The sequence below is a fragment of the Pedobacter antarcticus genome (assembly GCF_900112985.1).
GTDB lineage: Bacteria > Bacteroidota > Bacteroidia > Sphingobacteriales > Sphingobacteriaceae > Pedobacter > Pedobacter antarcticus.
In genome coordinates this window covers 40261-61937 of the sequence record NZ_FONS01000006.1, presented here as the reverse complement: position 1 = coordinate 61937, position 21677 = coordinate 40261, and the positions used below count along the sequence as shown (strand labels likewise).

Here is a 21677-nt window from a genome sequence, read left to right as displayed (position 1 = left end):
GCAGCCTCCTTTAAATTTAAAAGAGGCTGCGCTTTTTTATAACCTTCTTAAAGCATCTTCATTGCCTAATTTTGTGTCGTTTTTCTGTACACGTGATTTTCCGAATTTATAGGTGAAACCCGCATAAATTCTTTTGCTGTCGGTATTTAATCTTTCTGCAGAACGGAAACTTCCGTAATCTCTGGAGACAACATAATCATTACGTTTAAATATCAGTTCATTTCCACCTAATCTAAGCTGACCCTTACCTTCCCATAGGTTCAGCAGAAAGGAAGCGTCTACATTTTTATTACCTGTATTATGTGAGAGATCCTGTACGTAGTTTGTCCAGTAATAAGCGTCTATCTGAAATTTTAGCTTTTCGGAAAATTTGAATACGTGTGATGTCCGAAAATCTGAATGAAAAGCAGATAGTTTATACTGCCGGCCAAATACCATGCCTTCAGCCTGGTTGTATCCGATCGGCGTACCGCTGTTGATGGTTTCCCACCAACTAGTAATCTGTAAAGGATAGAACAAGTAAAGGGAAATATCTGAAGCACTTTTTAAGTTCTGACGGGAATAGTAGGTCACTTTGGTTGCATAATCCTGTTTGACCGGAAAAAGTCCGATCAGCCCTTTATTTCTCGTGTAAATAGCAGACAGATTAAGCTTATGAATATTAGCGTTTACGGAATAGATATCGTCGAAAGCAGGTACCAGTGCTGGGTTGCCTTGTTCAATTGTATACTGATTGGTCGAGACCATATAAGGTACTAACTCATTATAGGGCGCGCGGCTGATCGTTTTTTTATAGGAAGCCGATATATCAACGTTTTTATTCAACTGCTGCTGCACTAGAAGTGTGGGGAAGAGGTTTGTATAATGCTGGCGAAAATGTTCTGCGAAATTCGCCCTGGTATCTTCCAGACGCAGCCCAGCTTGTATTTTAGTGTCTGACCAACCTTTGGAAACTATCCCATATGCACCGCCAATAGATTCCTGCAAGGTATTCTGACTTGAAAATTCAGGAACTTGTTGCATCTCTCCGGACCGGTCGTCTTCGTAATTGACACTTGTTTTGGAATCGGTTTTCTGGTATTTAACACCGGTTTCCAACTTCCAGTTATCTTTAAACTGGCGGGTGTAATCTGCCTGTGCAATATAAACATCGATATTACCCCTGTTCCTGTTCTGATATAGGAAAGGGGTTTTGATCAATTTTCCGGATCCATCATAAAGTGCAGATGGAAATTGCTGGAACATGTCTCTTTCCCAGGGGGTAAAGGTTGCCAAAATTGTTAAATCATGCTTTCCCGAATCCGCTGTAAGGTGATAATTAATATTATAGGTAGAAGATCTGATTTTTAGGTTAAAATCGGCATCAGTCAGTAAGATAGAGTCTGGCTTTGCATTCAGCCTTCCAAATTCGTTTTGTGTAGCCCAGGGACCTTTAGCATCGTATCTGTTCAAGTCGGCGAACAGCCCGATAGTTTGGTTTTTGTCTAGTTGATACTCCACGCTGCCCTGAAAAGAGTAGTTATTGTAATGCGAAATCCGTTTCCAGTTATTTGTCAGGAAATATGAAGGATCTGAAGGATCCTGAAACCTGGTGCCGGTAAGGCCAAAAAGGTTATCGCCTTTATTGAGCCCGCCATTTGCAGAAATAGTTAAGCGGTTACGCTTATAGGTAGTGGAGAGGTTTGTATTACCATTAGCATACTTTCCTGCAGAACCATCGAGTCGAAAGTTACCGGTTAGACCTTCTAACTGACTTTTTTTAGTAATGATATTAATTACGGCGCCGTAGGACGCGTCATATTTGGCTGAGGGTTGGGTAATCAATTCAATCTTCTGGATATTTCCTGCCGGCATTGTCTGCAGGATGTTTTCCAGTGAAACATCAGGAACCGGCTTGCTATCAATCAAGATCATAGTTTTCTTTCCCTGCAAGCTCACACTGTTGTCTGCGGAAACCCTAACGAAAGGTGCGGAGCGAAGTAACTGTAAGGAATTGCCGGCAGCCATAGCACTATTTTCGACATTATAAATAAGCCTGTCACTTTTCGTCTCTACCAGTGGTCTGGCAGAAGTAATCTTCACTTCTTTTAAAGTTTCTTCAGATGCCCGCATCGCGATAGGTTCAATCGCTACACGTAATGTCCCGCCAACAGTAAAAGGTTTTGTGATATAGGGCAGTTTTCCTATCGCAGAGATTCTGATCTTATAAACACCTGCTTTAATTCCCGTAAAACCGAAATTACCATCGGGGTCAGTCAATGCATTCAGCACTAAAGCAGAATCTGCCGCAGTTAGTAAAGTGACTTTGGTATAGCCCAGGGGCTGTTGATGCTCGTCCAGTACACGTCCGGCGATCTGTTCCCTTACTACTGAATCCTGCCCTGTCAAACCCGGGGCAGAGATTTGGTGTATCTGAGGAATTGAAGGCACTGGTTTAGGGAAGATGGAATAGTTTTGAGCATCGACTTTATACCAGGAGAGATTTAAGGGCGCTAATAAATTATTTAGTACCTCGTTGATAGATTTACCTTTATAATGTGCTGCGTCGTATATTACTTTTTGATGGATTACGTTTGTCTCTTCATATAAAAAGTTGACCTTATATTGTATTGTTAAAGAGGACAGCACACTAGTCAGTGACTGCGGCGTTCCTGCTGGTTTAACCTGTTGGGCTATGGCATCGGCCGAACATAAGAAGAACATACTAATCACTATGATTAGTCCTGTTTTGAAATATTTTTCCATGATTCTCGTCTTAATTTGATTTAATGATGAGTTCATGGGAATCGTGATCAGGTGTGATGCTGATGTTTAGTGTTCTGGCGATGGTTTCAAAGAAAACTTTTTCATTCTTCGAACTCATTGTTCCGGAAAGTCTTCTTTTTAAAATCTCCGGATCGTCTACCTTTACTTTATACCCATATATGTCTTCGAAATAATCAAATATTCTGGAGACAGGGACATCTCTGAAATATAGCTTCCCATCTTTCCATGAAGCATATTCCACGACATCGACCGGCTTCTTATTTAACTTGCCTCCAGTATATTCTACGATATCTCCCGGAGCCATTATAATTGGTTTTTCCCGAGTGGTATTCAAACCGAGGCTAACTTTTCCTTCTAATAAGGCAACTGCTGTCCGGCCTCTTCTGTCATTAACGTTAAAAGAGGTACCGAGTACTTCTACATCTAATACACCAGTATGTACAATGAAACGTTGATTATTTTTTACCTGTCCTTCTTTATGCAAATGGTTTACTTTTAAAAAGGCTTCTCCTTCAATCCATACTTCCCTGATCTGATTTTCTCCCCATTTCTTATCATATCTGATATTGGAATTCGCATTTAAAGTCACCAGGGACCCATCTGGCAGCGTTACATTCTGTAATTGACCATATGGAGTCTGGATAGTTACCTGACGGAAGCCGGAGTAGAAAAGACCGGATGCGAAAAGTACACCAACCAATATTGCGGCAGCTGCATAGCGCGACCAGAGTCTGATCTGCTTAATGGGCTTATCTAATAAAGTAGTTTTAGCAGCAATAGTATTCCAAAGTTCCTTTTGCTCTTTAGCATCCAGTACTTCCGTTTCAAAACGCATGGACTGTATAATTTCCCTGCCTTCCTGTATAATTGGAGCTAATCCGGGATAGGCCTCCAGGATGCTGCTCCAATGGGTATCTAGCTCGTCATTGGGTTGGGTTACCCATACCATAAAGGATTCATCATTGATCAGGTCCTCCAGAGTATAAGATTGATAGTCGGTTAATTGTTTCTTCATCTTCCTTATTTTGATCCTATTAGCCGACCACGAACTATTTCACCCCATTAAAATTATCTTAATTTTTTATCTTGCTGATTATCAGTTTAATAATTTCATGTGAAATGCCATGTACAGTATCAGCAGATCTTCTTTAGACAGATTATCCCTTAAAAAACTGAGCGATCTGGCCATTATCTTATAACTAGCCTTAACCGTGATTCCCATAACTTCTGCGATCTCTTCATAGGAAAGCTGTTCATAAAATCTCAGAAATATCGCCTCTTTTTGCCTTGCTGTAAGCTTAGAGATTGCTTCTTGAAGATGCCCGCTTATTTTTTTACGCCTTTCTCCATCAATCAATGCTTCTTCTATATTCAGACTGACATTGAATCCGTAGTTTTCAAGATCATCAAAACCCTGATTCTTCTGTAATTGAGCTGTTTTTTTAAGAATGAGATTTCTGAAAGATTTATACAGGTAGTTCTTGATATGTTCGGGATTTCCAATTGAACTCCGTTTTGTCCAGATCTGCACAAACAACTCCTGAATACACTCTTTGATCAGATCCTTATCTCCGCTGAATTTATCGCCATAGTTATAAAGCCCCGCAGAATATTGTTGATAAAGATATTCAAATGAAGCCGGGTTGCCTGTTTTAAAGGATTGCCAGTGAAGGTTTTCTGATTCTCCGGGATTAAGACGTAAGTTTTGCAAGGTGTGCTGTTTCCGGCTAAAATACAATTTTTATGAGATGTTCAAACAACGGAGCACATTTGTAGGGTCTGTTGCTGGTTAAAATATCTTAATTAATCGGCGGGCAGTGTGCCCCTGTTTGGGATGAGGTAAGGCTGCTATTTGAACCCGAAAATAAAAGGAAAGAAAAATGTCACTATGATCGTCCAGATGAAGTAAACGGGTAAATAAAATGAGATAGATTTTCCGACGCTGGTTATGTCTGACTTTTTTGCAAGTACACGGAAAAGCTGCAATGTTACTAAAAGCAGATTGATCAGTATCAGCATATTTCCACCGAGAACTGCTATTCTGTTTGGGGTAATCCCAAATTCCGATATCCGAAATAGGATAGCTGACAGGGCAATGCCGTTAACCAGGACGGTTAGAACTGATAATATAAAAAGAATTCCTGTTTGGACACGGCTTTTACCCGAATTTGACGTTTCGGCTATCGAAAAGAAAATTATAGCGAGAACGCCAATTAACAAGGCGTTAAAAATCAACAAGAAATCCCTGTCTTGGTAAGGGTCTTTCCCCGAATAAAGAATAGCTATAAGGTAAGCGGAAAGCATAACTACGACCAGAGGACTGAACAGCTTTGCAATCACCGGAGAAACTTTCCCGACTAACTGTGGATTGGTTTGGGTTAGGTAAGTACCGATAATTGGTGCCGCGGCTAATCCGAATACAGCAACATTTTTGAAATAATATTCCTCAATATTAAAGCCGATCAGTGAGAAGAGTCCTATGGTTATACCGGTCAGAATTGCACCAGAGATCAGAATGAGTGTTGTCATAACAATCAGGTCTCCATTGTACTTCAAAAAACCCAGTCGTCTTTGCTCGTTATTTTGTCTTCCGCCGACGAAAGCGAACCCTAATACAGACCATAGAAATAATGGTAAATGAATACATGCCAGAATTAGCGTATCACTTTTCCTAACGTCCGGCAGGAAATTGATGAGAAGCATGCCTGCAATAATTGTAAAAACTATAAAGACTATTTTTCCAACTGATAGTTTGTTTTTCCAGGCGAAGTAAGCGGTTAACAATGGAAAAATGACGAATGCGGTATTGCGGGGGTAGAAAAAGGCGTCAGTGATAGGCAGTAAATCGGGTAGTCTTGCAATCAGCCCTGCAAAAAGAGAAGCAATAATGACTATTCCTAACTCCCGGCCAGTTCCCCAGTTGATTTCTTCATTCTCATAATTGAGCCTTTCGTTCCAGAAATCAGCAAGGGCGTTGCCTTTTAGCTCCGGATAAAGCTCGCTAAATTCACGTTTGAAATTATTTTTGTTAGCCCGGTACATCTTTTCGAGTTGCCTGGAATCGTTCAGATGGATGCGTATGTCTTCTTTCATCTTTATGTCGTAAGTTCTAATCAAAGAAGCCACCCGCTGCACCAGCCAGAGGAACGATAATTAGCGGTTTTAATATCCATAATTTTCCCCATTCTGGATTAGAAGCTCCGGCACTTAACAAAAACACTACGATTAGAACGAGTGCGATGATTGAACCGACCAGCATCCTTTTAATCAACGACGCTGGATGAATTTGTTTTGCGATTAGACTGGTTTCCTGCATCATGGCAATTTTTATTTAAGTTATGAATAAAAAAATCGATTATAGAACTCCTGTCAGAATGATTTATTGCGGTATTCTCAGATTTAATTAATATTTCTTTCCGGGGAGTCTAACGATGATTGGCATTTCGCCAATCTGTCTGAATTTAGTGTTATTTACCTGGCAGTTTATATTCCATTGGTAAAGGAACTTCTAAAGATGCTCGCGAATGGCTTCTGGTCATAATGGTTGTTGTTTTAATTTCATAATTTTGTGGAATGAACAAGAAAGAAAGTATAGCAGAGTTTCATACCCGGCATGGGCGGGAATATCCCAGAACCGGACAGTTCAATGTGTATAATAGAGGAGAGTTTTCTTGTGATAGTACATCATTGCCACCCAACCGCCGGGATTTCTATAAAATTTCAATGATCACAGCGGGAACAGGTATTTTAAGCTATGCTGACAAAGCCATTAAGATTGATAAACCATCTATTACTTTTTTCAATCCGTTAATTCCTTATTCATGGGAACCGACCTCGAAAGACCAGGCTGGATATTTTTGCCTTTTTACCGAGGATTTCATTAGTCAAAATCTCAAAAGTGAAAGTCTGTCACAATTTTCCTTGTTCAAAGCCGGGGGAGACCATTTGTTTTTTCCTGCGAAAGAAAGTGTTGAACTGTTGAAAGGGGTTTTTGAAAATATGTTTCTCGAAATTCGATCTGGTTACGCTCATAAATATGAATTATTGAGAAGCTATGTTCAAATTGTTATGCACGAGGCGATGAAAATCCAACCTCCTAATACTTTTTATCAGCCATTCAATGCGTCAGAGCGTATTAGTACTTTATTTCTTGAGCTATTAGAACTGCAGTTTCCGATTGATGCCCCAAGTCAAACTTTAAAGCTGAAAACAGCCAATGAATTTGCCTTGCAGCTCAATATACATACGAATACTTTAAACAGGGCTTTAAAAGAAAGCACAGGTAAAACCACTACTGAATGGATTGCGGGAAGAATAGTAAATGAAGCAAAAGCATTGTTGCAGTTCAGTAACTGGGATATCTCTGAAGTAGCATATAGTTTAGGGTTTGAACATCCATCAAACTTTATTATCTTCTTCAAAAAGCAAACCGGTAAGACCCCTCTGCAACTCAGGAAAGAATTTGGATCGGCTAGTGTCTGATACTTTATTTTGGATCTGTATTTAATAATTATTGGTTTGATTGGCATAATTTTATTCAAGGCTTAAAAGTGAGCTTTGTTCCATAAAAATTAGTTTGTTTTATGGAAAATGTAAATTTATGTGACAGTAGTCCAGCTTGTGTTGCAGCACCAACTTCGCCAGCGTGGACAGCAGTGTTTTCGCTTACAATGGGTGTCTTCGGATTATTGACAGCGGAATATCTTCCGGCCAGCTTGTTGACGCCGATGGCAGCCGAACTGAAGGTATCAGAAGCAGTAGCGGGGCAGGCCGTAACAGTCACGGCAATTGCCGCTTTGTTCTCCGGGTTACTATTGCCCGGTTTAACGCGCTCAATTGACCGCCGGGTGGTATTACTGGGTTTTTCAGCTTTAATGATTGTCTCCAACTTACTGGTAGCCTTTTCCTCCAGTATAGTGGTGCTTTTGGTTATGCGAACCTTATTAGGTGTCGCACTGGGAGGATTCTGGGCCATGACGGCGGCTGTAGCTATGCGTCTGGTACCTGTGGCGCTGGTGCCGCGTGCCTTATCGATAATTTTTAGCGGTATAGCTGTGGGTACCGTAGTATCAGTTCCTCTGGGGAGCTATCTGGGTGGTATGTTCGGCTGGCGCAGTGCCTTCTACGCATCGGCAGGGATTGGTGTGGTGACACTGGCTTTCCAGTGGTTAACATTGCCTAGTTTAATGCCGCAACGGACGGTAAAGACAATAACTGTACTTCAAGTGCTTTTACGACCCGGAATCGCAGTGGGGATGCTGGGTTGCGTGCTGGCACATATGGGCCATTACGCACTTTTCACTTATATCCGTCCATTCCTGGAAAGCACAGTGGGAATAGGGGCTGAAGGACTTGCATTGATTTTGCTTGGATTTGGCGTGGCGAACTTTGCCGGGACATTGCTGGCGGGACGACTCCTTGAGCACAGCCTTCGTGGGACATTAATTTTTATGCCCGTGCTGGTCGGTGTCGTTGCATTGATCTTGGTCCTTATTCCTTCCTCTTTTGCCAGCCATGCTTTATTGATAGCAATCTGGGGAATGGCTTTCGGCGGTGTACCAGTTGCATGGTCGGCCTGGGTCGCGCGCGCCGTTCCTGATCAGGCGGAAAGTGCAGGCGGTATGGTTGTGGCATCAGTGCAGGGTGCGATTGCCGCTGGTGCTGCAGCTGGCGGTCTTTTGTTCAGCTTTACGGGGATCGTGGGTGTATTCGTGGCGGCTGGTATCTCGATGGTTCTTGCAGGATTGCTGATAGCTTTATGGGTCAGGGTGCAGCACCCGGGGGTGGTTCAAAGATAAGTTCTGTAGTGCATCTTTGAGATAACAGTAAGCTCGACAGTAATTTGACTAACGCATTTTTTTTATAATTTGCGTTAGTTTTAATTCAGAGCCTGTATATCAATTTTATTAATGAACAACAATGAGCTGGCATCCAAGCCACATTATCCTATATTAGATGGTCTCCGTGGTGTCGCAGCGATTATCGTCGTAACCTTTCATCTTGCAGAACCATTAGCTACCGGTCATTTAGATATTCTTGTTAATCATGGTTATTTGGCTGTAGACTTTTTCTTTTTATTGTCGGGCTTTGTAATCGGCTATGCCTATGACGACAGGTGGCATAAAATGACAGTCGGCAATTTTTTTAAACGCCGGATTGAACGTCTTCAGCCAATGGTGATTCTGGGAATGACCCTGGGTGCTATCGGATTCTATTTTACTGATTCTACGCTATGGCCGTTAATTCATACGATACCTCTTTGGAAAATGATGTTGGTAATGCTTATTGGATATACTATCCTGCCTGTGCCATTATCACTGGATATACGTGGCTGGGAAGAGATGCACCCCCTTAACAGCGTAGGGTGGTCACTGTTCTTCGAATACATTGCCAACATTCTTTATGCTGTTTGGATCAGGAAATTTTCGACAATGGCATTAAGTATTTTAGTAGGCATCGCCGCTATTGCACTCGCTCACCTGGCAATCACCAATGGTGACGTCAGTGGTGGCTGGACACTAAATGTGGAGCAGGTGCGAATTGGGTTTACCCGTACTATGTACCCTTTCTTTGCCGGTCTGTTGCTCTCTCGTATAGCGAAACCAACCCGAATTAAAAATGCCTTTTTATGGTGCAGCATTTTAGTTGCTATCGTACTTTATATGCCACGCATTGGTGGAGCAGAGCATGTTTGGATGAATGGAGTCTATGAATCTATTTGCATTATCATCGTTTTTCCACTTATCGTTTACCTAGGTGCCAGTGGATTGATGAAAACTCAAAGAGAGCACAGGATCTGCAAATTTTTAGGTGATATATCCTATCCGCTTTATTTGGTGCATTATCCGCTGGTTTATTTTTACGTTGCCTGGATCGGCAACAATAAAGGTGTGACGATTGCACAGGCTTGGCCTTATGCGTTACTTATTTTAACAGGCGGGATCGTTTTGGCTTACGCCGCATTGAAATGGTATGATGAGCCGGTTCGTAAATGGTTGCGGAAAAAGCTGGCATAATATCAGAATAACGACCTGAAGGATTTAATGGAATCAGGGTAAAAAAAGAAACCCCTTTCTGATATCAGAAAGGGGTTTTCCAGAAGTACTCAGAGCGGGAATCGAACCCGCACGACTTTTAAGGTCACAGGATTTTAAGTCCTGCGTGTCTACCAGTTCCACCATCTGAGCAGGTGTTAAACCTTTTAATAAATGATTTCCGGTAGAGAAATCATTTAGAGCGAAAGACGAGATTCGAACTCGCGACCCCGACCTTGGCAAGGTCGTGCTCTACCAACTGAGCTACTTTCGCTTATGTTCTGCGAAGATAGATATTGTTTTGATTTTTCCATACTCTAATTTAAAGAATGTATTAAAGCGGCTGAATTTCAGCTAGTAAATTTTTTATAAAGGTTTGTTTAAAGAGGTTTAAACATCATTCTCTGTGATTTTGCGAGGGGATGGGGGATAATTGGTGGTCTTTTTCCGGTAAAGGTCTCCAACCATATAGTTTTTAGTTAAATTGCACATGTCTTGTAATTATCAGGACATGGCAGGTTTATGATTATTAGAAAAAATGACAACTGGTTCCGGATGCTTTTTATCTGGAAAGGTTCAGTCCTTCCAAAAATATTACCACGTTTACTTTTGCTGCTCGTGTTATCGGTAGCTATCGTTTATTTTAAAGGGACTTTTTTTGACTATAAAATCCCTTTAAATCCCGCGCCATTTACCATTTTTGGTATTGCACTTGCATTATTCCTTGGCTTTAGGAATAATGCAAGCTATGATCGTTTCTGGGAAGCGAGAAAGATATGGGGTGCTTTATTAAATGATACTAGGTCAATGGCCAGGCAGGCAATTACCTTAACTGGATATGAAAAAGATAGCAGGGAAATTCATGTGTTTATACATTATCTGACTAGCTTCACCTATGCTTTGAAACATCAGCTCCGGTTTACAGATGCAGGACCTGATCTGCAAAAGCGTCTCGATCCGGTACTCGCTGAAAAGATAAACTCTGCAATTTATAAACCGATCATGTTAATGAAGGTTATGGCAGAATGGGTACAGCAGGCCAGATCAGCCGGAAAAATTGATACAATATTGCAAGCTGCTTTTGATACCAACCTGAGTAATTTGTCAACGATAGTGGGTGGATGTGAGCGAATAGCATCTACACCAATACCTTATACTTACCGCGTGCTTTTGCATCGTACGGTTTATATCTACTGCTTGCTTTTACCTTTTGGTTTTGTAGATAGCCTGGGTTGGTTCACACCGTTGATTGTCGTATTTATAGCCTACACTTTTGTAGCTTTAGAGGCGATAGCAGATGAAATAGAAGACCCTTTTGGATTGGAAGATAATGATCTGGCCCTAAATGCGATGTGTCTGATGATTGAAACTACATTATTGGAAATGGCCGAATTACCACTTCCCTTGCAGCAGAGAAAAACAACAGGCATCATTGACTAATATTTATTGCTCTACAATTGCATAAATGGACCCGCTTCCTGCGCTCATTGGTGTCCAGTCTCCTATACTTGCTTTCCTGGAATACCCGCCTTTACCAGTTATGCTGGCCCGGAAACTTAAAATATCTATATGTTCCGTGTTTCCTTTAGGAATATATTCAAAAGATACTATACAGTCTTTATCTGTGAAAATTGATTCCCGCGTTAGGTCAAAGCTGATTTCCCGTTCTGCCATAGAGAAAGATTTAATCAGATTTTTCTCCAGAATGCGTGGGCCAGGCAGACCGTCTTTTACTGCGTAAATATTTAATCTGTAATTTACTGAATCTGTTTTCTTTTTATTCCCGGCGACCTTTGCTCTGACTTCCAGTAATCTGGTCGGTTCGCTGATCTTGATCAATTGTGCCTGTTCTGCAAAATCATTTTTATTTTTAAAGCTAATAGAAACCCAAACCATTGGTGTGTAACCGGTCGTGCCTAATTTGCGGATCTTCTTTTTGCGGTTGGTGATGACGACCTCCTGTAGTTGATGTGTAGATTTTTTCAGGATGATCTTATTTTCGTTCCCGGTTTGGAAAGCAGAAATGGGAATAGCCTGATCATGATATCCGACATAGCTGAATAGGAGCGTATCTTGAAAACTCGTCGAAGGGATTTGCAGTTCGAACTTTCCATTGGCTTTACTCATACTGCCGATGTTTTTCTTTTTAATGCCAATATTTACCCAGGGAAGAGGGATTGCATTTTCGTCGGTCAGGATACCTTTTGCAGTGATTTCCTGTGCACCCGCAGTCAAACTGCAGGTTAGAAGAATAAGGAGTGCATATCCTTTTAAACGGATATGAAAGCTGTTTTTTGTTATTTTAAAATGATTCATAACGGCAAGATATATATTCAGTTTTTCAGATAATTCTACGTTAACATACTTTAACACCGGGTCATATTACTTGCTGCCACAGATGCTGTTGCGGCCATCAGTATTACAAAAGGCCTGCGGTTCTCACATATAAGAACGATAATTCTGGAAGGTGAACCTGGTCAATGATTCATCTGCACTGGTAGTTCTCGTGCGTGCATTCCTGCGGAACCACGGAAGGGTATCGAAAGAGGCACTTTTAAGTTTTGAAGAAAGTATATTTATCAGCTGACCGGGTATGCGGGGAAAAGAAATTGTAATCATCAGCTATAACAGCATTATATGGAAAATAAAATTATTAACCGGGACCACCAGACAGCTAATAAAGTGTTTGACGACAGAAGTTTGGAACGTGACTATGCTACTTTAATACCGCTGTTGAGAGAGGGGCTAAAAGTACTGGATGTGGGTTGCGGAACCGGTGCTATTTCCAGTGGAATAGCGGCATTGGTAGGCCCTTCCGGCACTGTAACTGCGCTTGATAATACAGAGAAATTTATAAGCAGCGGAAAAGAAACTTATAAGGATACTGTTAATTTGACACTGATTCACAGTGATTTATTCAATTATCAGGTGGATGAAAAATATGACCTTATTGTTTCGGCCAGAACATTGCAGTGGTTGAGTAACCCATTGGAAGCACTGAAGAAGATGAAAAGCATGTTAAAACCAGGAGGAATTGTTTCCATCCTGGATTATAATCATGAACAGCTGGAGTGGCAGCCTTCACCGCCGGAAAGTATGCAGCATTTCTATTCGGCCTTTCTCAAGTGGCGTGCTGATGCGGGAATGAATAACCATATCGCAGACGATCTGGCTGGTTACTTCAGAGAAGCCGGTTTTCAGGATATCCAGGTCTTTAACTCGGATGAAGTTTATGAGAAAAAGGATCCTGGGTTCTCAGCACGTATAGGGATCTGGTCAAAAGTGGCCAATTTAAAACAGATTGTCGAAGAGGGGTATCTTACCGAAGAACAGCGGCTGAAAGCTATTGAAGACTATGACCAATGGGTGGAAGATACAGCTGAAAGGATGACTATGAAATTAAATGAGGTCAGAGGTTTTTCTTTCCATCAGGCTCCTGATTCCGATCATCAGTAATGCCAGTAAACCAAATATTGCACCGATCCATGGAACATATGCTATGCCTTTTGTGGCAATAATCCATCCGCCAAGAATTGTTCCCAGGGATACGCCCAAGTTTCCGAAAGAGGTAGCCAGACTGTTTGCAAATTCCAAAGAGTTTGGCGCCGCGGAAATCATATAGGCCGATGCATTTAGAAAGCAAGGAGCGTAAAAGAATCCCCAGCAAGCAATTACTGCTATAATAGCAACCTCATTTTCTCCTGAAAAATAGAGCAGAACCGGAATGATAATAGTGCCCGAAAGAAAGATTGCTACGGTAAGGGGGATGTTTTTATTCAGCATTTTACCGGCAATCCAGTTGGAGGCGATACCCGTTATACCAAAGAGGAAAAGCATATAGCTCACCATTGTGCCATCCATACTTTTAACCTTATTTAAGTAATCTGCAAAATAACTATAAGTGGAAAACCAGGCTGCTATCATCAGAAAGTTCATAGCTGTGCTCAACTGAAATCTGAACTGCGTTAAGATCTTTAGCTGACTGCCGTATGATTTCTTCTCCCTAACGGGAATGGCTGGCAGAATTTTCAGGATTCCGGCCAGTGCAATCAGGCTGATTACCGCCTGTACTATGAATGAGCTTTCCCAGCCCCAGTGGCTGGCTATATAGGTGGCAATAGGAATAGTTGTGACCATAGAGATCGCGATTCCTCCAAGGACGATTCCCATCATTTCATTCTCTTGCTTTTTATCGGCCTGAGCTACAGCAACTGCTATAGCGGTCGCGATATATACGGGCTGAAGAAAGGCGGGTAGTATACGAACCAGAATTAATAGCCAGAATGGCGGCGACATTGCCGAAACGATACCTGTAAGCATAAAGATAGCGATGGCAGCCATCATAATCTTTTTGCGGTCTATTCCGGAGGTTAGCAGTGTCATAAACGGGCCGGTTAATGCGATAACCAGAGCAAATGCACTGAGTAACAAACCGGCTTTATCGATTGTAATCTGGTAGTGTGCGGCGATTTGTGGCAAAATACCAATTACACCAAATTCTGTAGTGATAACGCCTATCATACCCAGGCATCCAACGTATGCGAACTTTTTCATTTATGATCAACTATTTAAAATGCAGCGAAGCATTCATTTGAGTTGGCGAAAATAGGGTCAATTACCTGCCTATTACAGCCTGCATTGATTTGTATGATACAGACAAATTTGTAAGTAATGGATAGGAGACTCTGTGAAAGGGGGTTCAATGATAATGCTCCGGAAACAGGATTAGTTTTTGGTGAGGAATATAAAAAAAAAGGCTCTTTACAAATTTGTAAAGAGCCTTTGTACCGTTTCTTCGGATTACTCTTTTAAGGAAATTTTCAAGAATCAGTTTGAATTTGCTGTTAAAACCTATTTTTAGTAATTTTTTAGCGATCAGAACAGCTATTGCAAAAAATGCAACATTTAAAAACTAAAAAAGCCTTTAGATATCATCTAAAGGCTTTTTTAGTTTTTAAATAATCTTTCCTATATGGAAAAGATTTCTGTACTCAGAGCGGGAATCGAACCCGCACGACTTTTAAGGTCACAGGATTTTAAGTCCTGCGTGTCTACCAGTTCCACCATCTGAGCAGGTGTTAAACCTTTTAATAAATGATTTCCGGTAGAGAAATCATTTGGAGCGAAAGACGAGATTCGAACTCGCGACCCCGACCTTGGCAAGGTCGTGCTCTACCAACTGAGCTACTTTCGCATGGTATAATTCACATGATCCCATGTGATCCCTGAGGTTATAATGTGTTGTACACCTTATTTCCGTTTGGGATTGCAAATATAGTGACTTTTATATCAATGACAAGTTTTTCTTAATAAAATCTAAAGTTTTATATTAACTGGTTGTCTTTCAGTACTTCTGAAATCACATTAAATTCAAAGCCTCTTCCCATTAGATAGGTAATCAATTTGTTTTTCCTTTTGTAAGCGTCTTTTTCCGTTATAGAAGCTGCTTTTTTTTCTGCCGCCGTAAGTATAGCTGCCAGGTAATCGTCGTAATCTATCTTCGCAAGTGCTTTGATTATCATTTTTTCCGGAACCTTTTTAAGCTTCAGTCCCTGCTTGATTTTTATTTTTCCCCATCTTTTAATGTTAAATTTTCCGGAGACATAGGAAGCGGCAAATCTTTCCTCGTTTAGAAAATTGGTGAGGATTAATTCTGTGATAATGGATTCTGTATCTTGCTGATGAAGCCCCCATTCATACAACTTATTCCTGACCTCTTGTTGCGAACGTTCCTGATAAGCACAATAACTTTCTGCTTTTAGCATTGCACTTCTCTTGTCAAGTGTCGGTTTTGGCGGTCTGTTCTCGTTATATTCCATTTCTTAGCTGCAAATATCTGCATTATCTTTTTATTAACTTTACCAGTCTTTATCTGACCAACAATCATGACTGAAACCAGCTATACCATGCAGCAGTTAGCCGGGATTTTAAATCCTGTGAATTTTGTGCCGAAAACTCAATCCCGCATCAATCAATTGTTAATTGACAGCAGGAAGGTTATGGACCCGGAGCATGCATTGTTTTTTGCTGTCAAAGCACAAAGAGATGGGCATGAATTTATTGCAGATGCGTATGCAGCGGGCGTCAGGAAATTTGTTATCAGTGATTCTGAATGGCAAAACAAATTTCCGGAAGCAAGCTTTCTGGTCGTTTCAGATGTTATTACCGCTCTTCAGCAGATTGCTGCTGCACACCGCAGTGTTTTTAAAATACCCGTTATTGGTATTACAGGTAGTAATGGGAAGACCATTGTAAAAGAGTGGCTTGCGCAGCTGCTCAATGCTGATTACAAAATTGTCAGAAGTCCAAAAAGTTTTAATTCCCAGATTGGGGTTCCTTTATCGGTATGGCAAATGAACTCCGGACATACGCTAGGTATTTTCGAAGCAGGGATTTCCAGAACAGGGGAGATGGCTAAGCTTGCGGGAGTTTTGCAACCCACGATTGGTATCCTTACTAATCTGGGAGAGGCGCATGCAGAAGGATTCTCTGGAAAGCCAGAAAAACTAAGTGAGAAATTACGTTTGTTTGATCATACCGATCTGTTTATTTACAGTCCTGATTATACCTCCGGGCTGCCAGCAAAAAGTCTGCCCGGCAGCACCAAGTTCAGCTGGAGTTTTAGCCAGCCTGCTGATCTGCAGATTACGGGCATGCGTCAGGAACAAGCGGGTACTACTCTTGATGCGCTGTATCAGGGCACATCCCTCAGTGTTTATCTTCCATTTAAAGACAGGGCATCATTGGAAAATGGTGTGATTTGCTGGTCGGTACTTCTCGCCCTGGGTTATGAACCTGCCGTTGTAAAATCTAAATTGAGTGAGCTCGTGCCGGTTAATATGCGTCTTTCTTTGAAAAACGGAATAAACCAATGTTCTATTATAGATGATTCCTACAGTGCTGATACTTCCTCGCTTGCCATTGCGCTGGACTTTCTCAAACTGCAAAAGCAGCATAATAAAAAAACAGTGATCCTGTCTGATCTTCATGAAACAGGGAGGACAGACACTGAACTTTACGCTGAAATAGCCGCTATGCTTAGCCAAAAAGAAATCAGCAGATTAGTTGGCATCGGTCCGCATATTAAGTCAGTTGAAGAGTTATTTGATCTGGAAACAGTGTTCTTCGATTCTACAGCAGATTTTATCTCTGCTTTTCCCCAGCTTCATTTTAGCCAGGAAACTATACTGGTGAAAGGGGCTCGCAAATTTGGTTTTGAGCAGATCAGTAAGCTGTTAACGCAGAAAGTCCATGATACAATTATGGAAATTGACCTGAATGCAATTGCTCATAACCTGCGTTATTATCAGACACAATTGTCGCCGGGGGTTAAACTAATGGCAATGGTGAAAGCCTTTTCTTACGGTAGCGGCAGTTTTGAAATTGCTAACCTGTTGCAATATCATCAGGTTGATTATCTGACGGTTGCCTATGCAGATGAAGGGATTGCACTTCGTAAATCTGGAATAACGTTACCAATAATGGTCATGAGCCCGGAGCCTTCTGCTTTTGAGGCCATGCTGAAATATAAGCTTGAACCAGAATTATATAGTTTTGAAATATTGAATGCTTTTATTGCCTTTCTTCCGCAGGAGCAGAAAGATTATCCTGTGCATTTGAAAGTTGATACCGGGATGCGCCGTCTGGGCTTCGAAGAGCCAGATCTGCCTGTTTTACTGAAAGTATTAAAAGATACAGGTAAGCTTAAGGTCATTTCAGCTTTTTCTCATCTTGCGGGAAGCGAAGACGAGCTTCATGAAGAGTTTACCCTCGGACAGATCGGACGTTTTAAAGCTTTTGCGTTTGTCCTTCGGAATGAGCTTGGATATGACTTTATCAGACATATTTGTAATACTTCGGCGATTACCAGGTATCCCGATGCACAGTTTGAGATGGTTCGGTTGGGCATTGGACTGTATGGATTCGATTCCGGCAAACCTGACACTTCAGATCTGCAGGTTGTCGCTAAGCTTAAAACTACAGTTACCCAGGTAAAACGGATAGCTCCCGGTGAAACTGTGGGTTATGGCAGAAGAGGTATCCTCCCGCAGGGGGGCCAGATTGCTACCGTTAAGATCGGTTACGCCGATGGTTACCGCAGATCTTTCGGAAATGGTATCGGTATGATGCTGGTTAATGGTAAACCTGCCAGAACTATAGGTGCTATTGCAATGGATATGTGTATGCTGGATGTAACCGGTATAGATGTGCATACGGATGATGAGGTGATTGTTTTTAATGAAGAATTAACGATTGTTGATCTGGCAGCACAAATCGGAACCATTCCTTACGAGATTTTAACAAATATTTCTCAAAGAGTTAAACGCATCTATTTTTATGAGTAATATTGCGCTATGAACAGGATTGGAAGGGCTTTATTAAATTACCTGATTAAAGGTTTGCTGATTGTATTGCCTATTACACTCAGTATCTATATTGTTGTATGGTGTGTAACCACAGTTGATAGCTGGTTAAATCTAAACAATATCCTTGGTGTGGACCCGCGTACAGGTGAAAGCAGAAATATTCCTGGTTTCGGACTTGCATTGGTATTAGCGCTAATCCTGCTGGCTGGTATTTTTGTTACCAACTTCGTAACTGAGCCAATGTATAATTGGTTTAATCGTTGGATGAACAGGTTGCCCGGACTCAATTTTATCTACTCTTCAATTAAAGATCTGACGGAAGCATTTGTAGGAGATGAAAAGAAATTTAATCATCCGGTGACAGTTGAAGTTGTTCCTGGTGTAAAACGGATTGGCTTTTTGACCCAGAATGATCTGGCTTCGATAGGATTACCTGGTGAGTGTGTCGTCTACTTCCCTTTCTCTTACTCTTTTGCCGGACAGGTTTGTGTTGTGCAAAGGGACAGTGTTAAGGAATTAAATATGAATGCTGCCGAAGCAATGAAACTAGTAGTATCAGGAGGGGTTAGTCATATCTAACCCCTGCACTAATTCTATATTCTTATTAGAAGTTTGGTTTCAGGACATACTTGTCGTAGAATCTGAAGATGTGCTCAGCAGCTTCCTCTGCGGTATCAACTACTCTGAACAGGTTCAGATCTTCTGCATGTATATTGTGTTCTTTTCCCAACATCGTGTTGGTAATCCAATCCACTAGTCCGCCCCAGTAATCTTTTCCAACCAGTACGATAGGAAACCTTGCAATTTTACCGGTTTGAATCAAAGTGATTGCTTCGAAAAGTTCATCCATAGTTCCCATACCGCCAGGTAACACGATAAAACCTTGTGAATATTTCATGAACATTACTTTGCGCACGAAAAAATAGTCGAATTCCAATAATTTATTGTGGTCGATATATTTATTGTGAAACTGCTCAAACGGCAGATCGATATTTAATCCTACGGATTTACCGCCGTTCATGTGTGCGCCTTTATTCCCTGCCTCCATAATCCCGGGACCTCCACCTGTAATTACGCCGTAACCTCTGTCGGTTAACAGTCTGCCACATTCGACAGCAATCTCATAGTATTTATTGGTCTCGGCAGTTCTTGCAGAACCAAAAATGGATACACAAGGACCAATTTTTGCTAATTTCTCAAAGCCGTCTACAAATTCGGCCATTATTTTAAAGATCGACCAGGAGTCTGTTACTTTAATCTCCTGCCAGTTTTTATTTTCAAATGCGCTTCTGATTTTCTCTTCACTTGTCATTATATAGGGTATTAATGTTAAAATTTTGTCTGGCTTACGGATGGTTTTCCGGTCAGCCACAGCAGAATAAAGGTAATGAGCCCATTTAGAACAATCAGTTCAAAACTCATGGTATATCCGAACCAGTGCATGCTATTGCTGTTAATAATATAACAAAGCACTGGCGAGGCCAGACAAAGGTAAGGAACTAATTTATCATGAACTGCTCTTTTGGTTAGCAGGCCAAAGCTGAAAAGCCCCAGCAATGGACCGTAAGTATATCCGGCTGCTGTAAATATGGAGTTAACCACCGAATCATTATTAATAACTTTAAAAATCAGGATGACGATTACCATCAGCACTGAAAAACCAATATGAACCAGGTGCCTTTGCGTGACAAGCTTAGGGTCTTGCTGGTCTGTTTTTTTGTCAAAATGCAGAAAGTCAACGCAAAAAGATGTAGTAAGTGCAGTTAAAGCAGAATCGGTAGTAGCAAATGTTGCAGCGGTTAAGCCCATCATAAAAATAATTCCCGGAACAATATTAAGGTGATTTAAAGCAATTTCCGGATATAAATGATCCGGCGTTTGTAATGCAGCAACTGATATGCCATTTTTAGCGGCGTAAAGATAAAGGAGTGCACCTACACTCAAAAAAAAGATGTTCATAATGACAAATACGAGCGTAAAAGTGAACATGTTTTTTTGTGCTTCACCAATGGTTTTCATACTCAGGTTTTTCTGCATAAGATCCTGATCGAGGCCGGTCATTGCAATGGTCACAAAGATCCCTCCAACGAACTGTTTAATAAAATGAGATTTGCTTCCCATAAAATCTTCCCAGAAGAATATCGTTGAATAACTGCTGGTTTTAACGGCTTCAAAAGTTCCTGCAACATCCAGGTGAAGTGATTTTGAAATAAATATAATCGAAAGGACCACGGAAAGGAGCAGGAACACTGTCTGCAAGGTATCGGTGATAATGATCGTTTTTAATCCTCCTTTATGGGTATAAAGCCAGATAAGTAAAAGGCAGAGTACTATGGTGAGCCAGAACGGGACGTTCCAGGCATCGAATATGAAACGCTGTAACACGATAGCAACCAGATACAAACGGAAAGCAGATCCGATAGTTCTGGAAATCAGGAAAATAACTGCGCCAGTTTTATAGCTATAATGGCCAAGCCTTTTCTCCAGATACGTATATATGGAGATGAGGTTCATCCTGTAATAGAGTGGTAATAATACGGTTGCAACGATTACAAAACCTACAGCATTACCCAGTATAAACTGAAAATAGCCAAAGCTGTTGTTACCTACGGCTCCGGGAACAGAAATGAAAGTGACACCAGATAATGCTGTTCCAATCATTCCAAAAGCAACGAGATACCATTTGGAGTTACGGTTAGCTATAAAGAAGGACGCATTGTCGGAAGAATTTCTGGAAGTGAAATAAGCCACACCAATCAGTAGGGCAAAGTATCCTAAAAGAAACGTCAAAAGGATGGCTGGAGTCATATTATAGTGTCGTTTTAGGAGCTAAATGTAAGAAAATCAAATTTTAAAAATCAAATCCAGAAGATAAATATAAATTTGCAGAATGAACTTTTCATCTAAGCTTCTTGAAGATGCTGTTAGTGAATTTGCAAAGTTACCTGGAGTAGGCCAAAAAACTGCTCTTCGTCTTGTTTTGCATCTGCTGGGTAAGGAACAAGAGGAGGTGGACACCTTCGGGAATACGTTAATTAAACTCAGACGTGACATCCGGCATTGTTCTATCTGTCATAATATATCTGATCTGCCGGTTTGCAGTATCTGCTCATCGCCAAGAAGAGATAAAGAAACGATTTGTGTGGTAGAAGATACAAGGGACGTTATGGCTATCGAGAATACATCTCAGTTTTTCGGTGTTTATCATGTTCTTGGGGGCTTAATTTCCCCTATGGATGGTGTCGGGCCTTCCGATCTTTTTATAGATTCATTAGTACAGCGTGTCGCGACAACTCCGGTTAAGGAAGTTGTGATGGCCCTGAGCGCTACAATGGAGGGGGACACTACCTTATTCTATTTGTATAAAAAATTGAAGGATTTTCAAATTCCTGTTACCACCATCGCCAGGGGTATTGCTTTTGGTGGAGAATTGGAGTATGCAGATGAGATTACGCTGGGCAGGTCTATTGTAACCAGAATACCTTACGTGAGTTCAATAGTAAAATCATAA

Annotated in this window: 18 protein-coding genes and 4 tRNA genes; 8 read left to right on the top strand and 14 right to left on the bottom strand. The window is 41.1% G+C overall.

What is annotated here, in order from left to right; genetic code table 11:
- Positions 1-36: 36 nt before the first annotated feature.
- From BM192_RS13350 to BM192_RS13330, 5 genes are all read right to left on the bottom strand, one after another.
- A complete protein-coding gene (locus tag BM192_RS13350) occupies positions 37-2745 on the bottom strand; it encodes an outer membrane beta-barrel protein (protein WP_037439294.1) in 2709 nt (902 codons plus the stop codon).
- 10 nt (positions 2746-2755) lie between these two features.
- Complete coding sequence (locus BM192_RS13345) at positions 2756-3781, bottom strand: FecR family protein (protein ID WP_051759728.1); 1026 nt, start codon at positions 3779-3781, stop codon at positions 2756-2758.
- An 81-nt stretch (positions 3782-3862) separates the two neighbouring features.
- On the bottom strand, positions 3863-4477 hold the full coding sequence (locus BM192_RS13340; protein WP_074964018.1) for an RNA polymerase sigma factor: 615 nt from the start codon (positions 4475-4477) through the stop codon (positions 3863-3865).
- A 137-nt stretch (positions 4478-4614) separates the two neighbouring features.
- Positions 4615-5859 (bottom strand): hypothetical protein, encoded by a 1245-nt coding sequence (locus tag BM192_RS13335; protein WP_037439292.1) that lies wholly within the window; start codon positions 5857-5859, stop codon positions 4615-4617.
- 16 nt (positions 5860-5875) lie between these two features.
- Positions 5876-6085: a hypothetical protein gene (locus tag BM192_RS13330; RefSeq protein WP_051759726.1), complete on the bottom strand. Its 210-nt coding sequence runs from the start codon at positions 6083-6085 to the stop codon at positions 5876-5878.
- Positions 6086-6339: 254 nt separating this feature from the next.
- Here BM192_RS13330 and BM192_RS13325 point away from each other — a divergent pair, with 254 nt between their 5' ends.
- The 3 genes from BM192_RS13325 to BM192_RS13315 all read left to right on the top strand — a co-directional run bounded on the left by BM192_RS13325 (position 6340) and on the right by BM192_RS13315 (position 9782).
- Entirely contained in the window at positions 6340-7248 is a 909-nt protein-coding gene (locus BM192_RS13325) for an AraC family transcriptional regulator (protein ID WP_074964016.1), read from the top strand.
- Positions 7249-7349: 101 nt separating this feature from the next.
- Positions 7350-8564 carry an MFS transporter gene (locus BM192_RS13320; RefSeq protein WP_037439289.1) on the top strand — a complete coding sequence of 405 codons (1215 nt, stop codon included), beginning with the start codon at positions 7350-7352 and terminating at the stop codon, positions 8562-8564.
- Between the two features lie 111 nt (positions 8565-8675).
- Positions 8676-9782, top strand: a complete 1107-nt coding sequence (locus BM192_RS13315; RefSeq protein ID WP_037439287.1) for an acyltransferase family protein — start codon at positions 8676-8678, stop codon at positions 9780-9782.
- Between the two features lie 86 nt (positions 9783-9868).
- Here BM192_RS13315 and BM192_RS13310 read toward each other — a convergent pair.
- A tRNA-Leu gene (locus tag BM192_RS13310) sits at positions 9869-9953 on the bottom strand.
- A 48-nt stretch (positions 9954-10001) separates the two neighbouring features.
- A tRNA-Gly gene (locus BM192_RS13305) sits at positions 10002-10074 on the bottom strand.
- 248 nt (positions 10075-10322) lie between these two features.
- Here BM192_RS13305 and BM192_RS13300 point away from each other — a divergent pair.
- Positions 10323-11240 carry a bestrophin family protein gene (locus tag BM192_RS13300; RefSeq protein WP_037438561.1) on the top strand — a complete coding sequence of 306 codons (918 nt, stop codon included), beginning with the start codon at positions 10323-10325 and terminating at the stop codon, positions 11238-11240.
- Between the two features lie 3 nt (positions 11241-11243).
- On the opposite strand, the gene BM192_RS13295 is transcribed toward BM192_RS13300, so the two are convergent.
- Positions 11244-12116, bottom strand: coding sequence for a carboxypeptidase-like regulatory domain-containing protein (locus BM192_RS13295; RefSeq protein WP_139218444.1), 873 nt, complete (start codon positions 12114-12116; stop codon positions 11244-11246).
- Between the two features lie 321 nt (positions 12117-12437).
- Between BM192_RS13295 and BM192_RS13285 the strand changes: the two genes are divergently transcribed.
- The gene (locus BM192_RS13285) at positions 12438-13256 is read left to right on the top strand and encodes a methyltransferase domain-containing protein (RefSeq protein WP_037438567.1); all 819 of its coding nucleotides are present in this window, start codon (positions 12438-12440) and stop codon (positions 13254-13256) included.
- Here BM192_RS13285 and BM192_RS13280 read toward each other — a convergent pair.
- The 4 genes from BM192_RS13280 to BM192_RS13265 form a co-directional block, all read right to left on the bottom strand.
- Positions 13200-14354, bottom strand: a complete 1155-nt coding sequence (locus BM192_RS13280; protein WP_074590154.1) for an MFS transporter — start codon at positions 14352-14354, stop codon at positions 13200-13202. The two genes, BM192_RS13285 and BM192_RS13280, sit on opposite strands and share 57 nt — an antisense overlap.
- Before the next feature lie 434 nt (positions 14355-14788).
- Positions 14789-14873, bottom strand: a tRNA-Leu gene (locus BM192_RS13275).
- A gap of 45 nt (positions 14874-14918) precedes the next feature.
- Positions 14919-14994 (bottom strand) — tRNA-Gly (locus BM192_RS13270).
- Positions 14995-15124: 130 nt separating this feature from the next.
- On the bottom strand, positions 15125-15619 hold the full coding sequence (locus tag BM192_RS13265; protein ID WP_037444096.1) for a regulatory protein RecX: 495 nt from the start codon (positions 15617-15619) through the stop codon (positions 15125-15127).
- A 66-nt stretch (positions 15620-15685) separates the two neighbouring features.
- On the opposite strand from BM192_RS13265, the gene BM192_RS13260 reads away from it, so the two are divergent.
- Entirely contained in the window at positions 15686-18145 is a 2460-nt protein-coding gene (locus BM192_RS13260; protein WP_074964015.1) for a bifunctional UDP-N-acetylmuramoyl-tripeptide:D-alanyl-D-alanine ligase/alanine racemase, read from the top strand.
- Between the two features lie 9 nt (positions 18146-18154).
- Positions 18155-18745, top strand: coding sequence for a DUF502 domain-containing protein (locus BM192_RS13255; RefSeq protein WP_037444094.1), 591 nt, complete (start codon positions 18155-18157; stop codon positions 18743-18745).
- A gap of 25 nt (positions 18746-18770) precedes the next feature.
- Here the strand turns inward: BM192_RS13255 and BM192_RS13250 are convergent, their stop codons facing one another.
- Together BM192_RS13250 and BM192_RS13245 are read right to left on the bottom strand one after the other, a co-directional pair.
- Positions 18771-19478, bottom strand: coding sequence for an LOG family protein (locus BM192_RS13250; RefSeq protein ID WP_037444092.1), 708 nt, complete (start codon positions 19476-19478; stop codon positions 18771-18773).
- A gap of 17 nt (positions 19479-19495) precedes the next feature.
- Positions 19496-20974, bottom strand: coding sequence for a sodium:solute symporter (locus BM192_RS13245; RefSeq protein WP_037444090.1), 1479 nt, complete (start codon positions 20972-20974; stop codon positions 19496-19498).
- A gap of 82 nt (positions 20975-21056) precedes the next feature.
- On the opposite strand from BM192_RS13245, the gene recR reads away from it, so the two are divergent.
- Positions 21057-21677, top strand: coding sequence for a recombination mediator RecR (gene recR, locus BM192_RS13240; RefSeq protein ID WP_037444087.1), 621 nt, complete (start codon positions 21057-21059; stop codon positions 21675-21677).